This window comes from Streptomyces sp. NPDC004111 (genome assembly GCF_042874215.1).
Classification (GTDB): domain Bacteria; phylum Actinomycetota; class Actinomycetes; order Streptomycetales; family Streptomycetaceae; genus Streptomyces.
In genome coordinates this window covers 202923-220753 of sequence record NZ_JBIAMU010000017.1, presented here as the reverse complement: position 1 = coordinate 220753, position 17831 = coordinate 202923, and the positions used below count along the sequence as shown (strand labels likewise).

Sequence of the window (17831 nt, the reverse complement as noted above, 5' to 3'; positions counted from 1 at the left end):
CCGCTGCCGCCGGGGCCCGGCGGGTTGACGGTTCCGCCTCCGCTGACACACCCTCAATACATAGGTGCCTGATACATCTGGTTGGTCCGTGGGCACGGACCGGCCCGGACGCAGGAGGAGGACCCATGTGCGGAATCAGCGGCTGGATCTCGTACGAGCGTGATCTGCGCGGCGAGCAGCGGACCGTCGACGCCATGACCGAGACGATGGACTGCCGCGGCCCGGACGACCGCGGCACCTGGATCGGCGGACCCGCGGCCCTCGGCCACCGCCGGCTCGCCATCATCGACCTGCCCGGCGGCCGGCAGCCGATGACCGCCGGCACCCCGCGCGGCACGGTCGCGATCGTCTACTCGGGGGAGACGTACAACTTCACCGAACTGCGCGCGGAACTCGGCGCACGCGGCCACACGTTCACCACCGACTCCGACACCGAGGTCGTGCTGCACGGCTACCTGGAGTGGGGCGAGGACGTCGCCCGCCGCCTCAACGGCATGTACGCCTTCGCGATCTGGGACGAGCGCGAGCACAAGCTCGTCATGATCCGCGACCGCATGGGCATCAAGCCCTTCTACTACTACGAGACCCCCGACGGAGTCCTCTTCGGCTCCGAACCCAAGGCGATCCTCGCCAACCCGCTCGCCCGCCGCGAGGTCCGGCTCGACGGGTTCCGCGAGATCCTCGCCTTCGTCAAGACGCCCGGCCACGCCGTCTGGGAGGGCATGCGCGAGGTCGAGCCCGGCACCGTCGTCACCGTCACCCGCACCGGGGTGCGCCGGCACGTCTACTGGGAGCTGGAGTCCGCCGAGCACACCGACGACCGCGACACCACCGTCGCCCGTGTCAGGACCCTCATGGACGACATCGTCCGCCGCCAGCTCGTCGCGGACGTCCCCCTGTGCACCCTGCTCTCCGGCGGACTCGACTCCTCCGCGATGACCGCGCTCGCCGCCCGGCAGCTCGCCGTCTCCGGGGAGCGGGTGCGCAGCTTCGCCGTCGACTTCGTCGGCCAGACCGAGAACTTCGTCGCGGACGAACTGCGCGCCACCCCCGACACCCCGTTCGTCCACGACGTGGCCCGTGCCTCCGGCACCGACCACCAGGACATCGTCCTGGACTCGCACGCGCTGGCCGACCCCGAGGTGCGCGCCAAGGTGATCCGCGCCCGCGACCTGCCCATGGGCTTCGGCGACATGGACGCCTCGCTCTACCTCCTGTTCCGGGCGATACGCGAACACTCCACGGTCGCGCTCTCCGGCGAGTCCGCGGACGAGGTCTTCGGCGGCTACCTCCAGTTCTTCGACGAGGACGCCAGGAACGGCAGCACCTTCCCCTGGCTCGGGCAGACCGGCAGGCACTTCGGCACCGACGACGACTCCGTCCTGCGGCACGACTTCACCGACGCCCTCGACCTCCGCACCTACATCGGCGACAGCTACGCCACGGCCGTCTCCGGCATCCGGCGCCTGGACACCGACAGCGACTTCGAGTTCCGGATGCGCCGCATGAGCCACCTGCACCTGACCCGCTTCGTCCGCGTCCTGCTCGACCGCAAGGACCGCGCCAGCATGGCCACCGGACTGGAGGTGCGCGTCCCGTTCTGCGACCACCGCCTCGTCGAGTACGTCTACAACACCCCCTGGGCCCTCAAGTCCTTCGACGGCCGGGAGAAGACCCTGCTGCGCGAGGCCACCGCCGACGTCCTGCCGCGCTCCGTCTACGACCGGGTCAAGAGCCCCTACCCCTCCACCCAGGACCCCAAGTACGCACTCGCCCTCCAGGCACACGCCAAGGAACTGCTCGCCGACCCCGCCCACCGGGTCTTCGCGATCGTGGACCCCGAACGGCTGCGCAAGGCCGCCGAGGTGGAGTCCCCGCAGCACACCATGGCCTCCCGCCGGGGCCTCGAACTCACCCTGGACCTGGCCGTCTGGCTGGACATGTACAAGCCGACCCTGACACTCTCTTGACCTGATCTTGGTTGAGGGGTGGGGCGGGCGTGGGCGCACCGGAGGCGGGTACGGCGGGCACGGACGCGGCGGGTGCGCAGGCACGGGACACGGAGGCGCCCGAGGCGGACGTACCGGAAAAGGGCGTACCGGACACGGACGTACGGGACCTGGTGATCGCCCTGCACCGCCTGATGCGCAGCCTGCGCCGCGCCGCCCCCTCCGGGCGCTTCCAGCCCACCCAGCTCATCGTGCTCACCCTGCTCTACGAGCGCAGCCCGGCCCGCATCGGGGAACTCGCCGCCAAGGTGCCCTGCTCGCAGCCCACCGCCACCGCGGCCGTCGCCGCCCTGGAGACCCGGGGGCTGGTGCGCCGGGAGCCCGACCCCACCGACGGCCGGGCCTCCTCGGTGCTGCTCACCGCCGCGGGCGTCGCCGCGCTGACCGACGTGGCCGGCAACGAGGCCGAGGTGCTGACCGCCCGGCTCGCCGCCCTCGACCCCGAACAGGCCCGCGCCGTGGTCGCCCTGGGGCCGGTGCTGCGCAGGCTCGCGGAGGCGGAGGACGGCTGACGGGGTCCCGGCGGGAGTGCGGGACCCATACCTCACCGCATCGGCGAGCTCCATCGCGGAGTCCACGGCGCCGGACCCGGCCGGACTCGCCACGCCGGGGGACCTCACAACGGCCGATCAGGGTACGCGCCCGACAGCCGCGCCCCGTCGGATCCGCGCCGCCGCACCACGGCCCGGTGCGCCGCGAACGAGGCCGCCGCCCCGACGGCGTACCAGAAGAGGTCCGGCGCGTTGAACGTCGAGCCCAGCACCAGCCGGGCCAGCCCACTGCGGGCACTCAACTCCGCCGGTATGGGCGTGAGTTGGGCGAACTCCACGGCCCAGCTCACCCCGAGCGCGAGCGAGGCCGCGGCCAGGGGCCGGACCCGCGGCGCCACGGCCACCACCAGCGTGTGCAGCAGGACCGTGTACAGCGCGTCGCCCGTGTACTTGGCGAAGCCGCCCGAAGCGGTGGCCCGGACGGCGAGAGCGACGGCGACCACCAGCACCGCCGCCCCCAGCGCCCCCGCACGCACCGGGAGCATCCAGCGCGTCCGGGTCAATCGCCCAGCTTCCGGAACAGGCCCTCCTGGACGACCGACACCAGCAGCCGGCCCTCGCGGTCGTAGATCCGGCCGCGCGCCAGCCCCCGGCCACCCGTCGCGATCGGCGACTCCTGGTCGTACAGGAACCACTCGTCCGCCCGGAAGGGGCGGTGGAACCACATCGCGTGGTCCAGGGACGCGATGTCGAAGTTGCGCGAGCCCCACAGCGGCTCCACCGGCAGCCGCACCGCGTCCAGGAGCGTCGTGTCCGACGCGTACGCCAGCGCACAGGTGTGCACCAGCTGGTCGTCGCCCAGCGGGCCCACCGCCCGCATCCACACCGCGCTGCGCGGCTCCGCGCCCTCGATCTCCTCGCGGCTCCAGCGCAGCCCGTCCACGTACCGGATGTCGAAGGGCTGACGGCGGGCCATCCGCTCCAGCTGCTCCGGCAGCGCGCCCAGGTGCTCCCGGATCTCCTCGGCGACCGTCGGCAGCGACTCGGGGTCCGGCACCTCGCGGCGCGGCGGCAGCTGGTGCTCGATGCCGCCCTCCTCCGGCTTGTGGAAGGAGGCCGTCAGGTTGAAGATCGTGCGGCCCTCCTGGACCGCGGTGACCCGCCGCGTGGTGAAGGAGCGGCCGTCGCGCACCCGCTCCACCTGGTACACGATCGGCACCCCGGGGCGCCCCGGGCGCAGGAAGTACGCGTGCAGGGAGTGGACCGGGCGGTCGCCGTCGGTGGTGCGGCCCGCCGCGACCAGCGCCTGGCCCGCGACCTGCCCGCCGAACACCCGCTGGAGGTGCTCCTGCGGGCTGCGGCCCCGGAAGATGTTGACCTCGATCTGCTCCAGGTCGAGCAGATCGACGAGTCTCTCGGCCGGGTTCGTCATGGGAGTGCTTCCTCTTCTGTGAGCGGGGACCGGGGTGCTGCGGACGGGCACCGGGGCCGGGCGGGTCGGCCCGGCCCCCGGGAGAACGCCCTAGAGCTGACCGACGGACGTGACGCGGACGACCGCCCGCGCCTCCTCGTCCGACGCGGCCAGGTCGACCTCGGCGCTGATGCCCCAGTCATGGTCGCCCGCCGGGTCCGCGAACGTCTGCCTGACCCGCCACAGACCGTGCGCCGGGTCCTCCTCGATCATCAGCAGCTTCGGGCCGCGCGCGTCCGGGCCCGTACCGAGGTCGTCGTGCTCGTCCCAGTACGCGTCCATCGCCTCGCCCCACGCGTCCTCGTCCCAGCCGGCGTCGGCGTCCATCTCGCCCAGCGCGTGCACGTTGTCCAGCGCGGCCAGCTCGACGCGGCGGAACATCGCGTTGCGCACCAGCACCCGGAAGGCCCGCGCGTTCGCCGTGACCGGCTTGACCTGGTCGGCCTTCTCCTGCGCCTGCTCGGCGGTCTCCACCTCGGGGTTGGCCAGCTGCTCCCACTCGTCCAGGAGGGAGGAGTCGACCTGGCGCACCAGCTCGCCGAGCCACGCGATGAGGTCTTCGAGGTCCTCCGACTTCAGGTCGTCCGGGATGGTGTGCTCCAGGGCCTTGTACGCGCTCGCCAGGTAGCGCAGCACGATGCCCTCGGTGCGCGCCAGCTCGTAGTGCGAGGTGAACTCGGCGAAGGTCATGGCCCGTTCGTACATGTCACGGATGACCGACTTGGGGGAGACCGGGTGGTCGCCCACCCACGGGTGGCTCTTGCGGTACACGTTGTACGCGTGCCACAGCAGCTCTTCGAGGGGCTTGGGGTAGGTCACCTCCTGGAGGCGCTCCATCCGCTCCTCGTACTCCATTCCGTCGGCCTTCATCTGGCCGATGGCCTCGCCGCGCGCCTTGTTCTGCTGGGCGCCCAGGATCTGCCGCGGGTCGTCGAGGGTGGATTCGACGACCGAGACCATGTCGAGCGCGTACGAGGGCGACTCGGGGTCCAGCAGGTCGAAGGCGGCCAGCGCGAACGTCGACAGCGGCTGGTTCAGCGCGAAGTCCTGCTGGAGGTCGACGGTGAGCCGCACGATGCGGCCCTCGGCGTCCGGGGTGTCCAGCCGCTCCACCACACCGCCGTCGAGCAGCGAACGGTAGATGGCGATGGCGCGGCGGATGTGCCGCAGCTGCGCCTTGCGCGGCTCGTGGTTGTCCTCCAGGAGGCGGCGCATCGCCTCGAAGGCGTTGCCCGGCCGGGCGATGACCGACAGCAGCATGGTGTGGGTGACCCGGAAGCGGCTGGTCAGCGGCTCGGGGTCGGAGCCGATCAGCTTGTCGAAGGTGGACTCCGACCAGGCGACGAAGCCCTCCGGGGCCTTCTTACGGACCACCTTGCGGCGCTTCTTCGGGTCGTCGCCCGCCTTGGCCAGGGCCTTCTCGTTCTCCACGACGTGCTCGGGTGCCTGCGCGACGACGAAGCCCGCCGTGTCGAAGCCCGCCCGGCCGGCGCGACCGGCGATCTGGTGGAACTCCCGGGCGCGCAGGGTGCGTACCCGCGTGCCGTCGTACTTGGTCAGTGCGGTGAAGAGGACCGTGCGGATCGGGACGTTGACGCCGACGCCGAGGGTGTCGGTGCCGCAGATGACCTTCAGCAGACCGGCCTGGGCCAGCTTCTCCACCAGGCGGCGGTACTTGGGCAGCATGCCCGCGTGGTGCACGCCGATGCCGTGGCGGACGTACCGGGAGAGGTTCTGGCCGAACTTGGTGGTGAAGCGGAAGTTGCCGATCAGGTCGGCGATCTTCTCCTTCTCCTCCTTGGTGCACATGTTGATGCTCATCAGCGACTGCGCCCGCTCGACGGCCGCGGCCTGCGTGAAGTGCACGATGTAGACCGGGGACTGCTTGGTCTCCAGCAGCTCGGTGAGCGTCTCGGTGATCGGCGTCATCCGGTACTCGTAGCTGAGCGGCACCGGGCGGGTCGCCGAGCGGACGACCGCGGTGGGCCGGCCCGTGCGCCGGGTGAGGTCCTTCTCGAACATCGAGACGTCGCCGAGCGTCGCCGACATCAGGACGAACTGCGCCTGCGGCAGCTCCAGGATCGGGATCTGCCAGGCCCAGCCGCGGTCCGCCTCCGCGTAGAAGTGGAACTCGTCCATCACGACCTGGCCGATGTCGGCGTCCTTGCCGTCGCGCAGCGCGATCGAGGCCAGCACCTCCGCCGTGCAGGCGATGACCGGCGCGTCCGCGTTCACCGAGGCGTCGCCGGTCAGCATGCCGACGTTCTCGGTGCCGAACAGCTTGCAGAGGTCGAAGAACTTCTCCGACACCAGCGCCTTGATCGGCGCGGTGTAGAAGGTGACCCCGTCCTGGGCCAGCGCGGTGAAGTGCGCACCGGCCGCGACCAGGCTCTTCCCGGACCCCGTCGGCGTGGACAAGATCACATTCGCACCGGTGACCACCTCCATCAGCGCCTCTTCCTGCGCCGGGTACAGAGTGATGCCCTGCCCCTCGGCCCAGGACGAGAAGGCCTCGAAGAGGGTGTCGGGGTCGGCGTTCGGCGGGAGCTGATCGATGAGGGTCACGCACCCATCTTGCCTGGCGTCGTCACGGATCGGGCAACCGGAGGGCCAGGCCAAGATCATCCTGGATAGGGTGGCGGGTCAGCCCGTCGAAGGCCCGGCGCCAACTCGGCAGTCCGGTGCGGGGAATGGGAAGCACAGCGCCCGCCCGGGGCAGACTTCACGGCAATGGGGCGGGCGCGAGTACGAGGCGGGAACGAGCATGAAGCGGGTACGGCCATGATGGGACCGGCGCACTCTCTGTCCGGGGCGGCGGCCTGGCTGGGGGTGGGAGCGGGGGCGGCGGCCTGGGGGCACCCCATGCCCTGGCCCGTCCTCGTCGTCGGCGCACTGATCTGCGCGGGGGCGGCGCTCGCCCCCGACCTCGACCACAAGTCCGCGACGATCTCGCGTGCCTTCGGCCCGGTCTCCCGGGGCCTGTGCGAGATCGTCGACAAACTTTCGCACGCCGTCTACAAGGCGACCCGGATGAAGGGCGACCCGCGGCGCAACGGCGGTCACCGCACCCTCACCCACACCTGGGTGTGGGCGGTCGGCGTCGGCGCCGCCTGCTCGGCGGCGGCCATATACGGCGGGCGCTGGGCGGTCCTCGGCATCCTCTTCGTCCACCTGGTGCTCGCGGTGGAGGGCCTGCTGTGGCGGGCCGCCCGGGTCTCCAGCGACGTCCTGGTGTGGCTGCTGGGGGCGACCAGCGCCTGGATCCTGGCGGGCGTGCTCGACAAGCCGGGCAACGGTGCGGGCTGGCTGTTCGACGCGCCGGGCCAGGAGTACCTGTGGCTCGGCCTGCCGATCGTGCTGGGCGCGCTGGTGCACGACATCGGCGACGCGCTGACCGTCTCGGGCTGCCCGATCCTGTGGCCCATCCCGATCGGCCGCAAGCGCTGGTATCCGATCGGCCCGCCGAAGGCGATCCGCTTCCGGGCCGGGAGCTGGGTGGAGATCAAGGTGCTGATGCCGGTGTTCATGCTGGCCGGGGGCGTCGGCGGGGCCGCCGCGCTCGGCTACATCTGAGGGCGCCCCGGCAGCGGGGAAGGGGGCGGGTCCGTGACTGCGGTCCGCCCCCTTCCGGCTGCCGGGGGCGGGTGTAGTTTCGGGTCGGTGCACCTTTCACGAAAGGCAGTGACACGTGTCAACAACAGAACCGGCCGCCCCCGCCACGGACCCCTCGGACAGCGACCGCCCCGTCGTGCACACCACGGCGGGCGCCGTGCGCGGCACCGTGCGGCACCGCAGCCACGTCTGGCTCGGCGTGCCGTTCGCGCAGCCCCCGGTCGGCGAACTGAGGTGGCGGGGGCCCCGGGCGCCGCTGCCCTGGGACGGGGTGCGCGAGGCGGCTCAGTTCGGGCCCGCCGCCGTCCAGCTGCCGCGCTTCGACCCGACGGCACCGCCGTACGCGGGTGACAGCGAGGACTGCCTGTACCTGAACGTCTTCGCCCCCGCCGCCGAGCCGCGCGCCCCGCGCCCGGTCCTGGTCTGGATCCACGGCGGCGGCTTCGTCTTCGGCACCGGCAAGGACTACGACGGCACGGTCCTCGCCGAACGCGGCGACTGCGTGGTGGTGACCTTCAACTACCGGCTCAGCGCCTGGGGCTTCCTGCACCTGGCCGGGCTTGACCCGTCCGTCGCCGACACCAACGCGGGCGTCCGCGACCAGGTCGCCGCCCTGGAGTGGGTGCGGGACAACATCGCGGCCTTCGGCGGCGACCCCGGGCGGGTGACCCTCGTCGGTGAGTCCGCGGGCGGCATGAGCGTGGGCACCCTCCTCGGGGTCCCGCGGGCCCGCGGGCTCTTCCACGCCGCGGTCGTGCTCAGCGGTGGCGCCGCCGAACAGCACGACGCCGCCACCGGCACCGCCGCCGCGCAGGAACTGCTGACCCGCCTCGGCATCCCCGGGACGCGACCGGCCCTGCTGCGCGACGTCCCGGTGGCCGCGCTGCGCGACGCGACCGCCGGGCTGGCGGCGACCGGCGGGCACGACGGCGCCCAGGGCATCCCGTTCCTGCCCGTCGTGGACGGCGACCTCGTCCCCGAGGTCCCGCTGGACGCCGTCGCGGGCGGCGCGGTCGCCGAGCTGCCGCTGCTCGTCGCCCACTGCCGCGACGAGATGGCCATCTTCGCCCTGGGCGGCGACGACACCCCGATCACCCGCTCGCTGGAGCACCGGACGGGCGGGCCCGCCTGGTCCGAACTCCTGCGCAGGTACGAGGAGTTCGAACCGGAGGGGGCGGCCGTAGGCGGCAGCCCGCGCAGGACGCTGCTGGGCGACGCGATGTTCGTGATGCCGGCGGTACGGCTCGCCGAGGCCCAGGTCCGGGCGGGCGGCCGGGTGTGGATGCACCGCTTCGACCACCGGCCGCCGATCGCGCCGTACGACGTCCTGGGCCCCACGCACGCGGCGGACATCCCGTGCCTGTGGAGCCGGGAGCCCTCCTTCGACCTCTCCTCGCTCAGCGGCGACCCCGCCGACGGCTTCGTGCCGATGGGCGAGGACGACCGGGCGGCCTCGGCGGCGCTCCAGGACGCGGTTCTCGCCATGGTCCACCGGGGCCGCCCGGAGCTTCCCGCCGGGCCCCGGTGGCCCGCGTACGACGAGGAGAAGCGCTCCGTGATGCTCCTCAAGGCGCGGCCCGAGGTGGCCGAGGACCCGACGGGGGAGCGGCGGACGGCCTGGGACGGGCTGCCGGAATGAGGCCGGGTGGTGCCGGACTGGGGCCGGGTGGCGGGGCGCCGGGCCGGAAAACCGCGGGGCGCTCGACGCGGGCCTGACGTTACGGTGGGCCGGGCCCGAGGTCCGGCCCACCGCGACGCGCTCTGGAGGTCCCGCCGATGCCCTTCCCGTACCCGATGCCCGAACCGTACGACCAGGGCCTGCTCGACGTGGGCGACGGCAACCGCGTCCACTGGGAGGTCTCCGGCAACCCGGACGGCAAGCCCGCCGTCGTCGTGCACGGCGGCCCCGGCTCCGGCAGCAACCCAGGCAACCGCAAGTCCTTCGACCCCGAGCGCTACCGGCTCGTCCTGTTCGACCAGCGCGGCTGCGGCAGGAGCACCCCGCACGTCGCCGACCCCACGACGAGCATGGCGCACAACACCACGCACCATCTGATCGCCGACATGGAGAAACTGCGCCAACACCTCGGCATCGAGAAGTGGTTGCTCTTCGGCGGGTCCTGGGGCTCGACGCTGATCCTGGCGTACGCGCAGGCCTTCCCCGAACGCGTCTCGGAGATCGTCATCCCGAGCGTCACCACGACGCGCCGCTCGGAGACGGCATGGCTGTACGGGGGAGTGGGGCGGTTCTTCCCCGAGGCGCACGAACGCTTCCTGGGCGGACTGCCGGAGGCGGAGCGGGACGATCCGGTGGCCGCCTACGCGCGGCGGGCGTCCAGTTCCGACGTGGCGGTACGGGACCGGGCGGTGGCCGACTGGTGCGCGTGGGAGGACGCGGTGCTGGGCCTGGAGCCGGCCCCGTCCCGGGCCAGGCCCTACCAGGACCGGCCGGAACGCGGACGGATCTCGCTGGTGCGGATCGCCTCGCACTACTTCGCGCACGGGGCGTGGCTGGAGGAAGGAGCGCTGATCCGCGACGCGCACCGGCTCGCGGGGATCCCCGGGGTGCTGGTGCACGGCCGCCACGACCTGGGCGGCCCGCCGGACACGGCGTGGCAGCTGGCGAAGGCGTGGCCGGGGGTGGAGCTGCACATCGTGGACGACTCGGGGCACATGGGGGGTGCGGGGATGCGCGCGGTCCTGGCCAAAGCCCTCAACCGCTTCGCCCCCTGACACCGCCCGACCCGCGCTCGGGCCCTACGCCGCCGTCCCCCGCGGACTGTGCACCGCCCGCCCTCAGCGGCCCTACGCCGCCGACCCCCTTGGGCTGTGCGCCGCCAGCCCTCTTGGGCGACGGGGCCGCCCCAAGGGGGCGGAACGGGCGGGCAAGGGGGCGGCCCCCGGCGGAGCCGCACACTCCGCGCCCCGCGCCCAGCTCCGCCCCGCGCCAACTCTGCCCCGCTCCAGCTCCGCCCCACGCGGGCCCGCCCGGGGCGGTGCGGCGCCGCGAGGGGAGGGAGCCGGGAGTGGCCGGGAGCGAGGGGCACAGCTCCGCAGGGGGCCGCCCCCCTTGCCCGCCCGTCCCGCCCCCGGGGGGCGGCCCCGCCGCCCAAGGGGGGCGGGGGCTGGACGGAAGCGGCCCCGCCCCGCCAAGGGCGCGTAGGTCAGCCGTGCCAGGATTGCCAGAGGGCGGCGTACGCCCCGTCCGCCGCCACCAACTCGTCATGGCTGCCCAGCTCCGCGATCCGCCCGTCCTCCACGACCGCGATCACGTCCGCGTCGTGCGCCGTGTGCAGCCGGTGCGCGATCGCGATGACCGTGCGGCCGTCCAGGACACGGGCCAGCGACCGCTCCAGGTGCCGGGCCGCCCTCGGGTCGAGCAGGGACGTCGCCTCGTCCAGGACCAGCGTGTGCGGGTCCGCCAGGACCAGCCTGGCCAGCGCGATCTGCTGGGCCTGCGCCGGGGTGAGGGCGAAGCCGCCCGAGCCGACCTCGGTGTCCAGCCCCTCGTCCAGGCCGCGCGCCCAGCCGTCCGCGTCCACCGCGCCCAGCGCCGCCCACAGTTCGGCGTCCTCGGCGCCGGTCCTGGCCAGGCGCAGGTTGTCCCGCAGCGAGCCCACGAAGACGTGGTGCTCCTGGTTGACCAGGGCCACGTGGGAGCGCACCTTCTCGGCCGGCATCGCGGCCAGCTCCGCGCCGCCCAGCGTCAGTTCACCGGTGCGCGGGGCGTAGATGCCCGCCATCAGGCGTCCCAGCGTGGACTTGCCCGCCCCGGAGGGGCCGACGAGCGCCACCCGGGTGCCGGGCGCCACGTCCAGCGACACCTGGTGCAGGACGTCCACGCCCGCGCGGTACCCGAAGTGGACGTCGTCCGAGCGCAGCCGCCGCCCGTCGGGGGTCACCGTCCCGTCGCCGGTGTCGGGCTCGATGTCCCGCACGCCCACCAGCCGCGCCAGGGACACCTGGGCGACCTGGAGCTCGTCGTACCAGCGCAGGATCAGGTTGACCGGATCGACCAGCATCTGCGCGAGCAGCGAACCGGTGGCGAGCTGACCGACCGTCATCCAGCCCTGCAGCACGAAGACTCCGCCGATGAGGACCGACGCGCACAGGATGGTGACGTGGGTGGCGCTGACGACGGGGAACAGTACGGTGCGCAGCCACAGCGTGTAGCGCTCCCAGGAGGTCCACTCCTTGATCCGCCGCTCGGAGAGGGTGACCCGCCGGGCCCCCAGCCGGTGCGACTCGATGGTGCGGCCCGCGTCGACCGTCTCGGCGAGCACCGCGGCGACCGCCGCGTACCCCGCCGCCTCCGAGCGGTACGCCGAAGGAGCCCGCTTGAAGTACCAGCGGCAGCCCACGACCAGTACCGGAAGCGCCACCACCACCGCGAGGGCCAGCGGCGGCGCCGTCACCAAGATGCCGGCGATCAGCAGCGCGGCCCACACCACGCCGATCGCCAGCTGCGGCACCGCCTCGCGCATCGCGTTCGCCAGCCGGTCGATGTCGGTGGTGATGCGCGACAGCAGGTCGCCCGTGCCGGCCCGCTCCAGTACGCCCGGCGGCAGGCCCACGGACCGTACGAGGAAGTCCTCGCGCAGGTCGGCGAGCATCTCCTCGCCCAGCATCGCCCCGCGCAGCCTCGTCTGGCCCACGAACACGGCCTGCACGACCAGCGCCACCGCGAACAGGCCCGCCGTCAGCTCCAGGTGGAGTTCGGCGGCCCCCGCCGTCAGCCGCTCGATCACCTCGCCCAGCAGGTAGGGGCCCGCCATCGACGCCACCACCGCGAGGGTGTTGAGCACGATCAGCGTCACGAACGCCGTGCGGTGGCGTCGCGTCAGGTCGCCCACGTAGGCGCGTACGGTCGCCGGGCTGCCGACGGGCAGCGTGGTCGCCGACTCCGGGGCCGCCGGGTCGAACGCGGGGGGCGCCACCCCGAAGCGTGCGGCCTTCCCGGCCGCCGTGGCGCTGCTCATGCCGATTCCTCGATCTCTTCCAGGGTCTTCCACTCACGGACGTCCGCGTCCTGCCCGGCGGCCTCGTCGTCGGTCTCCCGGGTGACGACCGCCCGGTAGCGCGGCTCGGTGTGCAGCAGTTCGCGGTGCTCGCCGACCGCCACGACCTCGCCCTCGTGGACGAGCACCACGCGTTCCGCCTGGTCGAGCAGCAGCGGGGAGGAGGCCAGGACCACGGTCGTACGACCGGCCCTGAGCCTTTTGACACCCGCTGCCACCCGGGCCTCGGTGTGCGAGTCGACGGCGGACGTCGGCTCGTCCAGAACCAGTACCTCCGGGTCGGTCACCAGCGACCGCGCCAGGGCGAGCCGCTGGCGCTGGCCGCCGGAGAGGGACCGGCCGCGCTCGGTGATCCTGGTGTCCATCGGGTCGCCGTCGCCCTGCGCCGACGCCTGCGCCAGCGCGGCCAGCACGTCCGTGCACTGGGCCGCCGCGAGCGCGTCCGCGGCCGACACCTGGCCCGACGCGGGTACGTCGAGCAGTTCGTGCAGCGTGCCCGACAGCAGCACCGGATCCTTGTCCTGCACGAGGACACAGGCGCGCGCGGCGTCCAGCGGCAGCTCGTCGAGCGCGACCCCGCCGAGCAGCACGGAACGCACCCGCTCCTCGTCCCCGGCGCCCTCCGCGGGCTCCTCCGCGCCCGCCGGATGCCCGCCGAGCCGCTCCGCCAGGCGGCCCGCCACGTCCGGGTCGCCGCACACCACGGCGGTGAACACACCACCGGGGGCCAGCAGCCCGGTCACCGGGTCGTACAGGTCGCCGGTCGGCGACTGTGCGGCGCCCAGCCCGTCGCCCGGCGCCGTCCTGCGCAGCGCGAGCACCCGGGCCGCACGCTTCGCCGACGGCTTGGAGAAGGAGTACGCCATCGCGATCTCCTCGAAGTGCCGCAGCGGGTACATCAGCAGCGTCACCGCGCTGTAGACGGTGACCAGTTCGCCGACCGTCACCGTGCCCGCGCGGGCGAGCGTCGCCCCGTACCAGACCACGGCGATCAGCAGCAGTCCCGGCAGCAGCACCTGCACCGCCGCGATCAGCGCCCACATCCGGGCGCTGCGGACGGCGGCCCTGCGCACTTCCTGGGACGCCTCGCGGTAGCGGCCGAGGAACAGCTGCTCGCCGCCGATGCCGCGCAGCACCCGCAGCCCGGCCACCGTGTCGGAGGCCAGCTCGGTCGCCCGGCCCGCCTTCTCGCGCTGGACGTCCGCCCGCCGGGTGGCCCGGGGGAGCAGCGGCAGTACGGCGAGGGCCAGCGCCGGGACGCCGAGCGCCACCACGAAGCCCAGCTCGGGCTGGTAGATCACCAGGCCGACGCAGACGATCACCAGGGCGAGCACGGCCGCGGCGAACCGCGACAGCGCCTCGACGAACCAGCCGATCTTCTCGACGTCACCCGTGGACACCGCGACCACCTCGCCCGCCGCGACCCGCCGGGTCAGGGCGGCGCCCAGCTCCGCGGTGCGGCGGGCCAGCAGCTGCTGCACCCGGGCGGCGGCGGTGATCCAGTTGGTCACCGCGGTGCGGTGCAGCATGGTGTCGCCGACCGCGAGGGCCACCCCCATGAGGGCCAGCAGCCCGGCCGCGAGCGCGAGCCGGCCGCCGGAACCCTCGACGACCGCCTGCACGGCGAGCCCGACCGCCAGCGGCAGCCCGGCCACCCCGATCTGGTGGAGCAGGCCCCAGGACATGGACTTGAGCTGCCCGCCGAGCTGGTTGCGGCCCAGCCACAGCAGGAAACGGCCCCCGGAGCGGACGTCGGGTTCGCCGGGGTCGGGATACGGAAGATCTTGAATGTGCATGAGGCCCTACGGCTCGGTGTACGGAATTCGGGGAGTCGGTCGGCTCGGGTGCCCGGATGGCGCAAACCGTGCAAGGTTCGCGCCCCGACCCCCGGCGGGGCAATCGATTTATGCCCGTGACCGCCCGGAACGCGCCAATATCCGCCCCCCGTCGCCGCGCGCCCGACGAAGAACCCCTGGCGTCGGCGCCCGTCCCGCGATTCACTCCTGTCGCATGAGACAACGCAGAGTCATGTCCATGGTGACCGGCTTCGTGCTGGCCGCCGGAGCCCTGTTCGGTGCGGGCCCAAGTGCCGCCGCGCCGAGGCCCGTTGCCGTGGACGCGCCGCCCGCCGAGTTCGGCAACGACTGGCACGACCCGCTCACCGCCGCGCCGCCCCTTGCCGTACCGCCCACCCGGTCCTGCCGGGTGACCCTCGGCGAGGCCCGGTTCCGCGACTTCACGCCGTACCGGGGCAGTTACACCCCGCCGGACAAGTGCGGCGACCGCTGGAACAAGGTGGTGCTGCGCCTGGAGGGCAAGGTCAAGGGCCGCCAGTACGACCGGCTCGGCTATCTGCACGTCGGCGGCGTCGAGGTGCTGCGGACCTCCACCCCGCAGCCCTCCCCGGACGGCATCACCTGGTCCGTGGAGAAGGACGTCACCCGCTACAGCGACACCTTCCGCCGCCCGCAGAGCGTCGAGATGCTCATCGGCAACGTGGTCGACGAGACGTACACCGGCGTCATCGACGTGAAAGCGACCCTGACGTTCTACGCCGCCGAGGGCCGCACCCGGCCCGCCGCGACCCCCGACCGGGTCCTCACCCTCCAGGGCGAGAAGGGCGACACGCTCACCACGCCCCGCAACTCCGAACGCGTCCTCGCCGAGGTGTACGCCACCGGGTCCGGCGGCGGCTGCGAGGAGTACTGGTACCTCGCGGTGCCCGAGAAGGCGCCCTACTCGTGCAAGGCGCCCGACGGGCCGTACCGCGAGGTGCAGATCAAGGTCGACGGCCGACTGGCCGGGATCGCCGCGCCGTTCCCGACGGTGTGGACCGGCGGCTGGTCCAACCCCTTCCTCTGGTACGTGGTCCCCGGCCCGCGCGCCCTGGACATCAAGCCCCTCCAGTACGACCTGACCCCCTTCGCCGGGCTCCTCAACGACGGCCGCCCGCACCGCGTCGAGGTCGGCGTCGTCGGGGTGCCCGCGGAAGCGGCGGGGTGGAGCACCCCGGTGAACGTCCTGGTCTGGCAGGACCACGGCAGCCGTGTCGTCACCGGCGCCCTGACCCGGCACGCCGAGGGCGTGCCGGTCAACTCCACTCGCTACACGCCGGGTTCGGAGCACCGGCTGGACACCCGCGGCGGCCACCGGCTGTCCGTGACCGGCCACCTGAACACCTCGCACGGCCGCGTCGAGACCCGGATCTCCCGCGCCCTCACCCACACCTCGGTGCACCGCTGGACCGACGGCGAGTCCCTCGACGCGCTCAAGGGCGACTGGACGGACGACGAGACCGTCACCACCCGGGGCGCGCACGGGCCGGAGCGGTCGGCCGAGACGAACCGCACGTACACCATGGACGGCACGACCACCCTCGGCGCGGGCGACCGGCTGCGGACCGTGCTCTCGCTCGGCGACCGGGCCCGGACGGAGCACCGCACCGGCGGGCGGCGCACCGCGTTCACGGAGCTGGACGACGGCTACCGGGGCGACGCGACGTACACCACGAACGTCCCCCGCGACCAGCGGCACGCGGTCGGTACGACGGGCGAGCGCTACCGGTTCTACGGCTCCGACGGCACCTGCTACGACCGCGGCCTGAAAACGGTGCAGGGCACGCTCGTGGAGGACCGCAGGTACTGCTGACGAACAGCCCATGAGTGGGTAAGCCGCTCCCCAAATCGCCGTGCGCGCGAGGGCCGGGTGACAGACTCCTGGCACCCGGCCGGGGGCGGCGCCATGCACTCTCGGGCCCCTCCGGCGGGCAGCCGCACAGCTCTTGGCGCCCGGACCCGCTCAACGCACGTGCCCCGTCCGGTCCGGGCGCCGCCATGCCCCAGTTCTCCCGAGCACAGCGAGAATCCCGGAGAAGGCCCATGTCCCTACGACACAGGTCCCTACGACGCTGCCTGTACGGGCTCGTCGGAACGGCGTTCACCGTGCTGGCCGTCGCGGTGACCGGCGCCCCCGCACAGGCGGCGGGCTTCACCCCGATCAACATCTGGAACTCCACGCACTGCCTCGACAACGCCACGCAGAACGCCTCGAAGCTCCAGATGTGGTCGTGCAGCGGTGCGTCGGAGCAGAAGTGGCTCGACGGGTTCAACACCCAGACCGGCCTGTTCACCTTCACCAACCAGCGCACCGGCCGGTGCATCACCGCACCGGCGTCCGGCGCGGGCACGGTCACCGTGCAGTTCTGCAACGCCGCCGCGGCCACCCAGCAGTGGCGCGTCTTCTTCGCGGACAACCCCAACGGCCCGCCCTCGGGCTGGTACGACGTCTGGCAGAACGTGGCGAGCGGACTGTGCCTGTCCACCCCCAGCGTCGGGAACGGAACCCTCGTGCAGACGACATCCTGCGACCCGTCCGACCTGTACGACAGGTGGCACAAGCAGTAGTGGCAGCATGGGTCGTATGCCGAAATCGAACATGCGACGTGGTCCGGCCGTCGCGGGTGCGGTGGCCGGACTGCTGCTCCTGACCTCCTGCGGCGGCGGGAGCGGCGACGGCGACGGTACGGGCGCCCGGCCGCACGGCGCCGCGAAGAAGCCCTCCGCATCCCCGACCAGCGGCCTGGACCGCATCCCCGACCTGGGGGACCGGATCCGGGCGCGCATCCCGGCCGACTCCCGGCAGGTCGTCGTCGTGTACGGGGCCGCCAAGGACTCGGCCGACGCCACCGTCGTCCTCTACGACCGCGAAACCGGTCCCGCGGGCGGCAAGGACACCGGGCGCAGCGGCACCTGGGACCGGGTGGCCGGCTGGCCCGCGCACAACGGCGCCAAGGGGTGGACCCCCGACCACCGCGAGGACGACCGGCGCAGCCCCGCCGGGGTGTTCACGCTGTCCGACGCGGGCGGGGTGCTCGCCGACCCGGGCGCCAGGCTGCCCTACACCCGCTCCGCCTCCTTCGCCGCCCCGCGCGACTGGGCGCGCACCCACTGGCACGACTTCGACTACGTCGTCGCCATCGACTACAACCGCGTCAAGGGGACCCCGCCCAACGACCCCACCCGCCCGCAGGGCCGGAGGAAGGGCGGCGGGATCTGGCTGCACATGGACCACGGCAGCGGCACGTCCGGCTGCGTGAGCGTCTCCAAGGCGGCGATGGAGACGTTGCTGCGGAGCCTGGACCCGGCACGCAAACCGGTCGTGGTGATGGGCGACCGGGCCTACCTGAGGAGCTGACCCGCACGGGAGGGCCGGGATCCGCCGAGCCCGGCCC

The 17831-nt window shown here is 73.2% G+C and carries 13 protein-coding genes; 8 read left to right on the top strand and 5 right to left on the bottom strand.

Features of this window, described 5'->3' with window-relative positions:
* Window positions 1-125 precede the first annotated feature (125 nt).
* Complete coding sequence (gene asnB, locus ACFYVL_RS30725; protein WP_389250578.1) at window positions 126-1970, top strand: asparagine synthase (glutamine-hydrolyzing); 1845 nt, start codon at window positions 126-128, stop codon at window positions 1968-1970.
* A gap of 29 nt (window positions 1971-1999) precedes the next feature.
* Window positions 2000-2521, top strand: a complete 522-nt coding sequence (locus ACFYVL_RS30720; RefSeq protein WP_389250576.1) for a MarR family winged helix-turn-helix transcriptional regulator — start codon at window positions 2000-2002, stop codon at window positions 2519-2521.
* A 104-nt stretch (window positions 2522-2625) separates the two neighbouring features.
* On the opposite strand, the gene ACFYVL_RS30715 is transcribed toward ACFYVL_RS30720, so the two are convergent.
* The 3 genes from ACFYVL_RS30715 to ACFYVL_RS30705 all read right to left on the bottom strand — a co-directional run bounded on the left by ACFYVL_RS30715 (window position 2626) and on the right by ACFYVL_RS30705 (window position 6536).
* On the bottom strand, window positions 2626-3045 hold the full coding sequence (locus ACFYVL_RS30715) for a DUF2809 domain-containing protein (protein ID WP_389250697.1): 420 nt from the start codon (window positions 3043-3045) through the stop codon (window positions 2626-2628).
* Window positions 3046-3059: 14 nt separating this feature from the next.
* Window positions 3060-3932 carry an acyl-CoA thioesterase gene (locus tag ACFYVL_RS30710; protein WP_389250574.1) on the bottom strand — a complete coding sequence of 291 codons (873 nt, stop codon included), beginning with the start codon at window positions 3930-3932 and terminating at the stop codon, window positions 3060-3062.
* A 90-nt stretch (window positions 3933-4022) separates the two neighbouring features.
* A complete protein-coding gene (locus ACFYVL_RS30705; protein WP_389250572.1) occupies window positions 4023-6536 on the bottom strand; it encodes a DEAD/DEAH box helicase in 2514 nt (837 codons plus the stop codon).
* A 216-nt stretch (window positions 6537-6752) separates the two neighbouring features.
* On the opposite strand from ACFYVL_RS30705, the gene ACFYVL_RS30700 reads away from it, so the two are divergent.
* The 3 genes from ACFYVL_RS30700 (at window position 6753) to pip (ending at window position 10316) form a co-directional block, all read left to right on the top strand.
* Window positions 6753-7544 carry a metal-dependent hydrolase gene (locus ACFYVL_RS30700; protein ID WP_389250570.1) on the top strand — a complete coding sequence of 264 codons (792 nt, stop codon included), beginning with the start codon at window positions 6753-6755 and terminating at the stop codon, window positions 7542-7544.
* 115 nt (window positions 7545-7659) lie between these two features.
* Complete coding sequence (locus ACFYVL_RS30695) at window positions 7660-9222, top strand: carboxylesterase/lipase family protein (protein WP_389250568.1); 1563 nt, start codon at window positions 7660-7662, stop codon at window positions 9220-9222.
* 137 nt (window positions 9223-9359) lie between these two features.
* Window positions 9360-10316, top strand: coding sequence for a prolyl aminopeptidase (gene pip / locus ACFYVL_RS30690; protein ID WP_389250566.1), 957 nt, complete (start codon window positions 9360-9362; stop codon window positions 10314-10316).
* A gap of 431 nt (window positions 10317-10747) precedes the next feature.
* Here the strand turns inward: pip and ACFYVL_RS30685 are convergent, their stop codons facing one another.
* Both ACFYVL_RS30685 and ACFYVL_RS30680 read right to left on the bottom strand, forming a co-directional pair.
* Window positions 10748-12562, bottom strand: coding sequence for an ABC transporter ATP-binding protein (locus ACFYVL_RS30685; RefSeq protein WP_389250564.1), 1815 nt, complete (start codon window positions 12560-12562; stop codon window positions 10748-10750).
* Window positions 12559-14397 carry an ABC transporter transmembrane domain-containing protein gene (locus ACFYVL_RS30680; RefSeq protein ID WP_389250562.1) on the bottom strand — a complete coding sequence of 613 codons (1839 nt, stop codon included), beginning with the start codon at window positions 14395-14397 and terminating at the stop codon, window positions 12559-12561. The genes ACFYVL_RS30685 and ACFYVL_RS30680 overlap by 4 nt, the downstream gene beginning before the upstream one ends.
* 214 nt (window positions 14398-14611) lie before the next feature.
* On the opposite strand from ACFYVL_RS30680, the gene ACFYVL_RS30675 reads away from it, so the two are divergent.
* The 3 genes from ACFYVL_RS30675 (at window position 14612) to ACFYVL_RS30665 (ending at window position 17794) form a co-directional block, all read left to right on the top strand.
* Entirely contained in the window at window positions 14612-16249 is a 1638-nt protein-coding gene (locus ACFYVL_RS30675; protein WP_389250560.1) for a peptide-N4-asparagine amidase, read from the top strand.
* A 230-nt stretch (window positions 16250-16479) separates the two neighbouring features.
* On the top strand, window positions 16480-17004 hold the full coding sequence (locus tag ACFYVL_RS30670; protein ID WP_389250559.1) for an RICIN domain-containing protein: 525 nt from the start codon (window positions 16480-16482) through the stop codon (window positions 17002-17004).
* A gap of 16 nt (window positions 17005-17020) precedes the next feature.
* Window positions 17021-17794 carry a L,D-transpeptidase family protein gene (locus tag ACFYVL_RS30665; RefSeq protein ID WP_389250557.1) on the top strand — a complete coding sequence of 258 codons (774 nt, stop codon included), beginning with the start codon at window positions 17021-17023 and terminating at the stop codon, window positions 17792-17794.
* Window positions 17795-17831 lie beyond the last annotated feature (37 nt).